The following is a 10,764-nucleotide window of genomic DNA, read 5'->3' on the forward strand; positions in this document are numbered from 1 at the left end:
CGTTGTCCTCGGTGGAGGTGTGATTGATTGCGGGCGTCGTCATGGCTTTGCCTTTCTGGCGGATGATGCATGGATGAAGGTCGGTGGTCGCGCGGACCTGCGCACCGGGGTCGAGCGGCACCGGGACGAAGCTGATCTCGGTGGGCTCCCAGTCTATTGCGCGCCAAATCGGCGTTGTGCCGTTGCGCTCTTCGACCTCCCACGCGTGGACGATGTAGCCGACCGAGATGTTTCGGATGATGCCAGCGGCAATATCGTCGATAATCGAGGCGATCTCCGGCCGGGCCGACAAGCGGAGGAGCGCCACACCCTGGCCACTGACCATCTTGGCACTGCCCGGCACGACGACGCCAATCTGAGAGGAAAGGTCGCCCCGGCTGTGGGCGTTGAGGACGGGCGCTCCGCTATTCAGGCGCTGGAGGTGAACGCTGGTCGCGTCAGTCGACAGCTCTTCTTCGATGACACGGAGATTGTCCCAGTCGAACTGGGCACCCCGCGCGCCGGTCGTCCATACGACCTCGATCGTCCTGTTGGTCGAATCCCAGGTCGCCGGATTGAGCGATGCGGAACGCGAGATCGCGGGGGCATCGGCGCGCCGTTCTACGGTGATTTCGCTCGCGTTGATCATGCGAGCATCTGGCCGATTGACCTTGGAGCGGTCGATTACCGTTAAGCGGCAGTATGCGGCAATGTGCGGCCATTCGCGGCGGGGACGCACCCAGCGCGCTGCACGTCTATCAGTTGCTCGACGCTATACCGCACCCGGCCCCCTGGGGTGCGGTAATAGCCGATCTTTCCACCCTTCCGCCATGCTCTCAACGTGCGTGCAGATACACCCAGAATTCGCGCGGCGCTCTTCTCGTCGTGGTCATACATGCAGCCCTGCGACATAGTTCATGTGTCCTGTTCAAAAGTTCATACAGTTCAAAATTCAGGATTGGGGGTAGGTGGCGTAAGGTCGCGCTCAGCCACACCGCGACTAGGCCCTGGGCCTGGGAAGGACCCGCGATGGTCAGTGCTTTGTGGCAACTATCCCGCTCCCGCCGACGATCTGGGCCTCAGCGTCCAATGCGATCTCACGTATGAGGCGGGACGCCTCGACCGATCCAAAGCGACGATCGAGAATTGCCGCAGCAGCGTGCATCAGGGCCGATACGGCCTGCGGCTCATCCGGGGTTGCCACAATCGCCGCGTTAGCGAGGGTGACCCACAGCGGCGCGTCATTGTCCTGCGCCATCAGTCGAACAGGCCCAAGGTGCGCTGCGCAGCCGCGACCGGGTTGCCGCGATCAGCGGCGTTGCTGACGATCTGCCGGAGGTTGAGTATTTCCTTCAGCATGCCGTCGATGCGTGAGATAACCTCACGAGCGACCGCCGCATCCATCGGCTCGCCCGCTGCAACCATGCCCCAGAACGGATCGGGAAGCGTGTCCCCTAAGCCTGGGTGATCCGCAGCGAAGGCGAGGTCCAGATACTGGACTCCATTCGAGTTTTTACGACTGTGTCCGATGAAGGCCATCAGTCGCTTGATGTCGTGAAATTCCAGACCAGGTGCGTTGCGGTCACAGGCCCACCCCAGATAGGCGTTGCGAAGGTCAGTCGCGTTGATCCGCGATCCCGCCACACGACGCAGGCTGGCACGATAGAACTCCTCGAATTTCGGTGGCAGGCCCACCGGAAGGAGTTGTGGTTCCAAGTGGAGGTTGCGAGTCACCGGGGGTCCTTCCAAATTATAATTTGAGAAACGGCTGATTTCTGCGGCTTTTCGTGCGGAGGAAGTGATGGAAATTCGAAATGGAAGGGGTGTGATGTGCTCCCCAAAGCTCTACCAGTCATAACTGGAGTCCGGGGTTGGTATGGTGCCCCTCGGGGCGGTGTTGCACAACCCGCCTGGCAGCATCGGCGGGCGTCAGCCCGCCAACACCACTATGCGGCCGCACATGGTTGTAATCGTCGCGCCAGAGCCGCAGCACCGAGCGGGCATGGCCGAGCGACACGAACAGCGTCTCGTTGAGGCATTCGTCGCGCAGACTGCCATTGAAGCTCTCGACGTAGCCGTTCTGTTGCGGCTTGCCCGGCGCGATGTAGTGCCACTCGACAGGTCGCTCCTGCGTCCATCTCAGGATCGCCAGGCTGGTCAGCTCGGTGCCGTTGTCGCTGACGATCATCAGCGGCGGCACGCCTCTGACGGCGATGATGGCGTCGAGCTCACGAGCGACACGCGCGCCTGACAGCGAGGTGTCGGCCACCAGCGCCAGGCATTCCCGCGTGAAGTCGTCGACCACCGCCAGGATGCGGATGCGCTGGCCGCTGATCAGCGTGTCGCTGAGGAAGTCGAGGCTCCACCGCTGGTTCGGACCCTGCGGCAGCGTCATCGGCGCTCGGGTGCCCATCGCTCGCTTGCGGCCACGCCGGCGCCTGACCCGCAGGTTCTCCTCGCGGTACAGCCGCAGCAGCTTCTTGTGGTTCATGACCAGACCCTCGCGGGCCAGCATGATCCCCAGCCGCCGGTAGCCGAAGCGGCGACGCTCGGCCGCGATCTCGCGCAGCCGCGACCGCAGGTCGCCATCATCACTGCGCCGGGGCGCGTAGCGCACCGACGTTCGATCTATGCCGAAGATGGTACACGCCCGACGCTCGCTGATGCCGAACAGCTGCCGCGCATGCTCGACAGCCTTCCGCTGAGCGGCGGGCTTCACCAGCTTTTTCCCGCCACCTCCTTCAGCACGGCATTGTCGAGCATGGCGTCGGCCAGCAGTCGTTTGAGCCGGCCGTTCTCCTCCTCCAGCACCTTCAGCTTGCGTGCCTGCGACACATCCATGCCGCCGTACTTCGCCTTCCACGCGTACAGCGTCGCGCTGCTGATCCCATGCTTGCGGCACACATCGGCGGTCTTCATCCCGCCCTCCTGCTCGCGCAGCACCGCAATGATCTGCTCCTCGCTGAACCCGGTCTTCTTCACGTCCGTCTCCTCACGAAGCCGGACTCTAGCTCAAACTGGCGGAGTTTCAGGGGAGCACGTCACCGAGAGGCGAGTGACGCTCTCTTCGATCGATCGCAGTTCGGACGCTATCGCTTCGCGCTCACCACGCAAATGCGATAGCCGATGTTCGAGATTGTGGACGAGGTTGGACGTGGCGCTCATGCCCCGTCAGATAGGTATTTAGCTTCCGGCACGCTTGGTGCCGTTGCGCCATAATACCGCATTCATATGGCCTTCTAAACACCACCGAAGGGAGGCCCTGGCATCCCGGAGCCGATGGGCTCATTCCGGTGTCAGTCCGGTGCGCTTGCGACGGCCTCCTCTTTTTCTCTGATCTGCTCAACTTGACCACGCGCATGGCCGCTCGATTAACAGTCGAGCGCTCGCTTCGCCTCAACACGCAACCGCGCTTGGCGGAAATCGCCCCACGCGATAGAAGCGGCGGGAACCAATTTAGTGTATTGCACAACTAAAACGGCTGTGCGACAGGGTAGGGCGATGATGACAACCAGCTTTGATTCCTCGAATTTCGACGCGATGCGCCATGCGATGGTGGCCAGCCAGCTGCGCACCACGGCGGTCAGCGACCAGCGTGTCGTCGCCGCGATGGCGCGTGTCCCGCGTGAGGCGTTCGTGCCCGAGGCGCTGCGGCCCGTGGCGTATCGCGACGGGATGCTGGACCTGGGCCAGGGGCGGGCGGTCAACCTGCCGATGGCGACCGGCCGTCTGCTGACCGAGGCCTATCTGGAGGCGGGCGACCGCGTGCTGCTGATCGGTGCCGCCACCGGCTATACCGCCGCGCTGCTGGCCGAAATCGTGACCCGGGTGATCGCGGTCGAGGAAAATGCCGATCTGGTCGCCGCCGCGCGCACCGCGCTGGCGGGTGAGGCCAAGGTCGAATTCGTGCAGGGCGCGCTGAACGCCGGGCACGCCGCCGCGGCCCCCTATGACGTGCTGGTCATCGACGGCGCGGTCGAGGAACTGCCGACCGCGCTGGTCGAGCAGGTCAAGATCGGCGGCCGGATCGTCACCGGCCTGGTCGAGAACGGCGTCACCCGTCTGGCCAGCGGTCGTCGAACCGAAGGCGGCCACGGCGTCCGCGCCTTTGCCGATGCCGAATGCACCATCCTGCCGGGCTTTGCCCGTCCTCGCGCCTTTCAATTCTGAGGGACCATGCGCCTGCACCTGACTTCCTCCCTGACCTCCGGCGTTCTGATCGGTTCGGCCCTGTTGCTGGCCGGATCGGCTTCGGCGGAGACGTTGCGCGAGGCGATGGTGCGGGCGTATCAGAGCAATCCGACGATCACCGGTCAGCGCGCCGCCCAGCGCGCGACCGATGAGAATGTGCCGATCGCGCGGTCCAATGGCCTGCCGTCCCTGCAATCCACGGCGCAGTTTACCGACAATGTCGTCGTCGCGAACAACAACTTCCTGAATCCGGAGCGGGTGGCGACCGGCGCATTGCAGTTGTCCGTACCGCTCTATCAGGGCGGCGCCGTCAAGAATGCGGTGCGCGCCGCCGAGACGCGGGTCGATGCGGGGCGCGCCCAGCTGCGCGGGGTGGAGGCGAACCTCTTCACCAATGTCGTGGCGGCGTACATGAACGTCATCCGGGACGAGGCGATCGTCAACCTCAACACCCGCAACGTCAATGTGCTGGACACCAATTTGCGCGCCTCGCGCGACCGGTTCCAGGTCGGCGACCTGACCCGCACCGACGTCGCCCAGTCCGAGGCGCGTCTGGCGCAGGCCCGTGCGCAGCTTCAGTCGGCGCAGGCGAACCTGATCTCCAGCCGGGAAAACTACGTCAACATCGTCGGCGTCGCGCCGGTCGGTCTGGAACAGCCGCCCGCGCTCCCCGCGCTTCCCGCTTCGCCCAACCAGGCGGTGGCGGTCGCGCTCGACCAGAATCCGCAGTTGATCGCTGCACGGCGCGCGGCGGATGCGACCCGCTATGACATCAATGTCGCGCGCGCCAACCGGCTGCCCCGGATCTCGGCCGTGTCGAGTGGGAATTATTTCAACTATCTCGGCTCGATCAACGTGCCGCCGGGGGCGGGCAGCGTGCCGGGCTCGGGCATCAACGCGACGGTCGGGGCGCAGCTGTCGATGCCGCTATTCCAGGGCGGACGTCCCGCGGCTCAGGTCCGCCAGGCCGAGGCGCTGCGTGGCCAGGCACTGGAAAACGCCACCGGCACCGAGCGGCAGGTCGTGGCGCAGGTCCGCTCCGCCTATGCCGTCTGGCAATCCTCGCAACAGGTGATCGCCTCGGCCGAATCGGCGGTGCGCGCCAACTCGCTGTCGCTGGAGGGTGTGCGGGCCGAGAACAGCGTCGGCACCCGTACCGTGCTCGACATATTGAACGCCGAGCAGGAATTGCTCAACAGCCAGGTCACTCTGGTGACGGCGCGACGCGACGCCTATGTCGCGGGCTTCGCGCTGATCGCGGCGATGGGCAATGCCGAGGCGCGCGACCTGGGGCTGGACGGCGGTTCGCTCTATGATCCGGTCGCCAACTACACGCGCGTCCGCAACAAGATCAACGACTGGGGCGGCGACGGCGAGCCTGCGCCGGTCGCTGGCACCACCGCCGGAACCCCGGCCCAGACGGCGGCGATCACCCGTCCGCTCGACCCCGACGTCAACGCCCCTGTTGACAGAAGCCCCGCATTAACCACAGGTGCGGAGGCACCAAGCCGGCAATAAGGCCGGGCAGGGGCCTTGGGGGCAAGAATGGGGTTTGCGGTCATGGGTGAGATCAGCGCCGAGCCGTCGATGGAAGAGATCCTCTCCTCGATCAAACGGATCATTGCCGAAGAGGGCGAAGTGCCTGCCCGCCAGCGTCGCCAGCCGCGCCCCGTGCCCGCGCCTGCGGTCGAGGATGATTCGCCCGAGGTCCTGGAACTCAGCGATCCCATGCCGCTGCGCATGAAGGTCGAGGCCGCCGCCGCCCGTGCCGCCGAATCGGCGATGCGCGCCGTGGCGCCCGAACCGGTTCCCGCGCCGACCCCGGCTCCCGAGCCGTCGGCCTATGTTGCCGCACCCGCTCCCGCCGCCCCGTCGGTCCAGGCCGATCTGGACGATGCCGAGGAGGCGATCGTTTCCCCGCGCGTGGCCGAGGCCAGCCGTGGTTCCCTGGAGGCGCTCAGCCGTATGATGGTCAAGCCCGAACCCACCAGCGACGGCACGCTCGAAGGGCTGGTTCGCGACATGCTGCGCCCGATGCTGCGCGAATGGCTCGACACCCATCTGCCCGAGATGGTCGAGGCGATGGTCGCGCGCGAAATCGCCCGGATCACGCGCGAAGGCCGTTGATCCTGCCCGCCGGCTTTTCCGTTCGGGGGGAACCGGCGGCATTCGTCCGGGTTCGTTGGGCATGAACCCGACACCCGAGACGCCCGATCTGTCGAAATCGACGCGTTCGCACGTGTCGTCCCCGCCGATCGCCGATGCGACACAGCCCCATTCGGGCCAGTCGGACATCTTCTTCGCCGCCGTGAAGACGACGCGGATGCCGATGATCGTCACCGATCCCCGGCAGCCCGACAATCCCATCGTCTTTTGCAACGAAGCCTTCAGCTTCATGACCGGCTATTCCGAGGAAGAAATCCTCGGCACCAATTGCCGTTTCCTGCAGGGGCCGGAAACCGACCGCGACGTGGTGGCCCAGGTCCGCGCGGCGATCGCGCGGCGCGACGAGATCGCGGTCGAACTGCTCAACTATCGCAAGAACGGCTCGACTTTCTGGAACGCGCTGTTCGTCTCGCCGGTCTATGACGATGCGGGCGAGCTGGTCTATTTCTTCAGCAGCCAGCTGGACATCTCGCGCCGCCGCGAGGCCGAGGATGCGCTGCATGAGGCGCAGAAGATGGAGGCGGTCGGCAAGCTGACCGGCGGCATCGCGCACGACTTCAACAATTTGCTCCAGGTCATCATCGGCTATGCCGATATCCTCGAGGCGCGGGTCGACCAGAATGATCGCAGCGGTAGGCGCGCGGTCGAGGCGATCGGTGCGGCTGCCGCGCGCGGCGCGACGCTGACCCAGCAATTGCTTGCCTTTGCCCGCAAGCAGGAATTGCGCGATCGGCTGCTCAACTTCAACCAGTTGATCGAGGATTTCCGCCCGATCCTGAACCGCACGGCGGGTGACGGCATCATGATGCGCCAGCGGCTGGAGGAAAATCTCTGGAATTGCCGGATCGATCCGGTTCAGGCCGAGATGGCGCTGCTGAACATCGTCACCAATTCGCGCGAGGCGATCGGTCGACGGTCGGGGCAGGGTGAGATCACGATCTCGACCCGCAACATGATCCAGTCCGGCGAAAGTCCCGAGGGGCCTGCCAATCTGGAACCCGGCGAATATGTCATGGTGCGTGTCGCCGATGACGGGCCGGGCATCGATACGCAGATCGCGGACAAGATTTTCGACCCCTTCTTCACCACCAAGGAAATGGGCAAGGGCGCAGGCCTGGGGCTGGCCATGGTCTATGGCTTCATGCGCCAGTCGGGTGGCCTGGCCACGGTCGAGACGGACGCGGACGGCGCGGCGATCTCTCTTTATTTCCCCCGCGCCGCCGGTGTCACCGAACGTCGCGCCGCTCCCGTGCAGGCTGCTCGCAGCGGCGGGGTCGAACGCGTGCTGATGGTCGAGGATCAGCAGGATGTCGGCGATCTCGGCAAGTCGATGCTCGAGGATTTGGGCTATGACGTTATCCTGACCCGCAGCGCCCGCGAAGCGCTCGACCATCTGGCGCAGGACAGCGACTTCGCATTGCTTTTCACCGATATCCTGATGCCCGGTGGCATGAACGGCGTCGGGCTGGCCCAGGTCGTGCGGCGCGACTACCCGCATTTGTCGGTCCTGCTGACCACCGGCTTTGCCGACGAGGCGATCGATGAGGGCGCGCGCTCCTATGAGCTGATCCGCAAGCCCTATCGCCGCGCCGACCTGAACGAGCGGATTCGCGCGGTGCTCGACCGGCCGGGCGCCCGGACCTGATAGCATCTGGCGTCACGCCGCGCGGGTGATTAAGGCAGCGTCATGACTGAGCTGCCGAAGACGTTCGACCCCGCCGCAATCGAAGCCCGCTGGTATGGCCATTGGGAGGAAAAGGGCCTGTTCCGCCCCGACCGCCCCCATGCCGAGCCGTGGACGATCGTCAACCCGCCGCCCAACGTCACCGGCAACCTGCATATCGGCCATGCGCTCGACAACACGTTGCAGGACATCTTGGTCCGCCATGCCCGGTTGAAGGGCAAGGACGCGCTGTGGGTGGTCGGCACCGACCATGCGGGCATCGCGACCCAGATGGTGGTCGAGCGCCAGATGAACGCGCGCGGCGAAAAGCGCACCGACTTCACCCGTGACCAGTTCCTGGAAAAGGTCTGGACGTGGAAGGCGGAGAGCGGCGGCCAGATCACCGGCCAGCTGCGCCGACTGGGCTGCTCGATGGACTGGGCCAATGAGCGCTTCACCATGGACGAGGGCTTCAGCAAGGCGGTGCTGAAGGTCTTCGTCGACCTGTATAAGCAGGGGTTGCTCTATCGCGACAAGCGGCTGGTCAACTGGGACGCCGGGCTCGGCACCGCGATCAGCGATCTGGAGGTCGAGACGCGCGAAGTGAAGGGCAGCTTCTGGCGCCTGCGCTATCCGCTGGCCGACGGGTCGGGCTTTATCGAGGTCGCGACGACGCGGCCGGAGACGATGCTGGCCGACATGGCGGTCGCGGTACACCCGGACGACGCGCGCTACACTGCGCTGATCGGCCAGCAGGTGCGCCTGCCGATCACCGGCCGCCTGATCCCGATCGTCGCCGACGAACATGCCGACCCCGAACTGGGATCGGGCGCGGTCAAGATCACGCCCGGCCACGATTTCAACGATTTCGAGGTCGGCCGCCGCGCAGGGATCGAAGCGCGCGACATGCTCAACATGCTCGATGCCAAGGCGTGCATCGTCCAGACGGCGGACGGACTGATCCCCGACGCGTTCCTCGGCCTGACGACTGCCGACGCGCGCAAAGCGGTCGTGGCGCGGTTGAAGGACGAGGGCGTCCTCATCCCGCACATTGACAAGGACGGCGAAGAGCATGACGCCGAACCGCGCACGATCCAGACCCCGTTCGGCGACCGCTCGGGTGTGGTGATCGAGCCCTGGCTGACCGACCAATGGTATGTCGATGCCAAGACGCTGGCCCAGCCCGCCATCCAGGCGGTGCGCGGCGGCGACATCAAGATCGTGCCGCAGGCGTGGGAGAAGACCTTCTTTAACTGGATGGAGAATATCCAGCCCTGGTGCGTCAGCCGCCAGCTTTGGTGGGGGCATCAGATCCCGGCGTGGTTCGCCGAGGATGGCCGCGTGTTCGTCGCGGAGAGCGAAGAGGAAGCGCGGGCTGAGGCAGGCGAGGGCGTCAACCTGACTCGCGACCCCGACGTGTTGGATACGTGGTTCTCCTCCGCCCTCTGGCCCTTCGCGACGCTCGGCTGGCCCGACAACGGCGACAAGACGCTGGCGGGGCGCTACCCGAACGACGTGCTCATCTCTGGCTTCGACATCCTGTTCTTCTGGGATGCGCGGATGATGATGCAAGGCATGCACTTCATGGAAGATGTGCCCTTCAAGACACTGTATCTCCACGGTCTTGTTCGTGCTGCCGATGGCTCCAAAATGTCGAAGTCGAAGGGCAACACGGTCGATCCGCTGGGCCTGATCGACCAATATGGCGCCGACGCGCTGCGCTTCTTCATGGCGGCGATGGAGAGCCAGGGCCGCGACATCAAGATGGATGAACGCCGGGTCGAGGGCTATCGCAACTTCGCGACCAAGCTGTGGAACGCGGCGCGCTTCGCCCAGGCCAATGGCATCGGCGCTTCGACGACGCTGGAGGCTCCGAACGCCACCCTGGCGGTCAACAAGTGGATCATCGCCGAGACGGTGAAGACCGTGCAGGCGGTTGACCTGGCGCTGGCAGACTACCGTTTCGACGGCGCGGCGAACGCGATCTACCAGTTCGTCTGGAGCCGTTTCTGCGACTGGTATCTCGAACTCATCAAGCCGGTCCTCCAGGGCGGCGAAGCAGGTGGCGACGAAACCCGCGCGGTGGCGGGCTGGGTGCTCGACCAGATCCTGGTCCTGCTCCACCCGTTCATGCCATTCATTACCGAGGAGCTGTGGCACGCCATGGGCGCGCGCGATCACGACCTGATCGTGGCGCACTGGCCGATGGCCGACGCTCGCGCACTCGATCCGGAAGCGGAGCGTGAGATCGACTGGCTGATTCGTCTGGTCAGCGAAATCCGCGCCGCGCGCACCGAACTCAACGTGCCGCCGGGCGCGCGCCTGCCGATGCATGTGCGCGATGCGAATGACGGCACCACGGCGCGGCTGGCGCGACAGGCCTCGGCGCTCGCACGTTTGGCGCGCGTCGATGCGGCCGAGGGCGAAGCCTCGGGCGGTGCGGCGCAGGTGGTGGTGGACGAAGCGACCTTCGTCCTGCCGCTGGAGGGCGTGATCGACCTCGACGCCGAACGCCAACGCCTGACCAAGGCGATTGCGGCGGTCGAGAAGGAGCGTGACGCGTTGGGCGGGCGGCTGAGCAATGCCAGCTTCGTCGAACGCGCCAAGCCCGAAGCGGTCGAGAAGGCGAAGGCCGACCACGCCGACAAGATGGCCGAAGCGGCCCGCCTGCACGCCGCGCTGGGTCGCCTGGGTTGACCCTAAAATCCTCCCCATGCTGAGCATGGGGAGGGGGACCATCGCGCAGCGATGGTGGAGGGGCGAGG

10 protein-coding genes are annotated in these 10,764 nt (G+C 65.4%); 5 read left to right on the forward strand and 5 right to left on the reverse strand.

The genetic code is table 11. The features are described from left to right. The 5 genes from SP5_RS09660 to SP5_RS09675 all read right to left on the reverse strand — a co-directional run. Window positions 1-628 (reverse strand): HK97 family phage prohead protease (locus tag SP5_RS09660; RefSeq protein WP_042487638.1); only part of this gene is annotated, 628 nt, incomplete at its 3' end. A gap of 41 nt (window positions 629-669) precedes the next feature. Next, window positions 670-891, reverse strand: a complete 222-nt coding sequence (locus tag SP5_RS19965) for a helix-turn-helix domain-containing protein (protein WP_084220637.1) — start codon at window positions 889-891, stop codon at window positions 670-672. Between the two features lie 121 nt (window positions 892-1,012). Beyond that, window positions 1,013-1,237 carry a hypothetical protein gene (locus tag SP5_RS09665; protein WP_042487641.1) on the reverse strand — a complete coding sequence of 75 codons (225 nt, stop codon included), beginning with the start codon at window positions 1,235-1,237 and terminating at the stop codon, window positions 1,013-1,015. Continuing rightward, window positions 1,237-1,713: a hypothetical protein gene (locus SP5_RS09670; RefSeq protein ID WP_157013653.1), complete on the reverse strand. Its 477-nt coding sequence runs from the start codon at window positions 1,711-1,713 to the stop codon at window positions 1,237-1,239. Before SP5_RS09670 ends, SP5_RS09665 begins: the two co-directional genes overlap by 1 nt. 118 nt (window positions 1,714-1,831) lie before the next feature. Next, window positions 1,832-2,961, reverse strand: a protein-coding gene (locus SP5_RS09675; protein WP_157013654.1) for an IS3 family transposase whose coding sequence is annotated in 2 segments (ribosomal slippage) — window positions 1,832-2,709 and window positions 2,709-2,961 — 1,131 coding nt in all. Because the reading frame shifts where the segments join, the coding sequence is not laid out codon by codon here. A gap of 519 nt (window positions 2,962-3,480) precedes the next feature. Between SP5_RS09675 and SP5_RS09685 the strand changes: the two genes are divergently transcribed. The 5 genes from SP5_RS09685 (at window position 3,481) to SP5_RS09705 (ending at window position 10,696) form a co-directional block, all read left to right on the forward strand. Next, window positions 3,481-4,149, forward strand: a complete 669-nt coding sequence (locus SP5_RS09685) for a protein-L-isoaspartate O-methyltransferase family protein (protein WP_157013655.1) — start codon at window positions 3,481-3,483, stop codon at window positions 4,147-4,149. 6 nt (window positions 4,150-4,155) lie between these two features. After that, the gene (locus SP5_RS09690) at window positions 4,156-5,688 is read left to right on the forward strand and encodes a TolC family outer membrane protein (protein WP_042487650.1); all 1,533 of its coding nucleotides are present in this window, start codon (window positions 4,156-4,158) and stop codon (window positions 5,686-5,688) included. 42 nt (window positions 5,689-5,730) lie between these two features. Further along, window positions 5,731-6,297 carry a DUF2497 domain-containing protein gene (locus SP5_RS09695; protein ID WP_042487665.1) on the forward strand — a complete coding sequence of 189 codons (567 nt, stop codon included), beginning with the start codon at window positions 5,731-5,733 and terminating at the stop codon, window positions 6,295-6,297. A 61-nt stretch (window positions 6,298-6,358) separates the two neighbouring features. After that, window positions 6,359-7,981, forward strand: coding sequence for a histidine kinase famiy protein (locus SP5_RS09700; RefSeq protein WP_042487653.1), 1,623 nt, complete (start codon window positions 6,359-6,361; stop codon window positions 7,979-7,981). Window positions 7,982-8,023: 42 nt separating this feature from the next. Next, complete coding sequence (locus SP5_RS09705) at window positions 8,024-10,696, forward strand: valine--tRNA ligase (RefSeq protein WP_042487655.1); 2,673 nt, start codon at window positions 8,024-8,026, stop codon at window positions 10,694-10,696. The last annotated feature ends 68 nt before the right edge of the window (window positions 10,697-10,764 follow it).

It is taken from the genome of Sphingomonas parapaucimobilis NBRC 15100 (assembly GCF_000787715.1).
Taxonomy (GTDB): Bacteria; Pseudomonadota; Alphaproteobacteria; order Sphingomonadales; family Sphingomonadaceae; genus Sphingomonas; species Sphingomonas parapaucimobilis.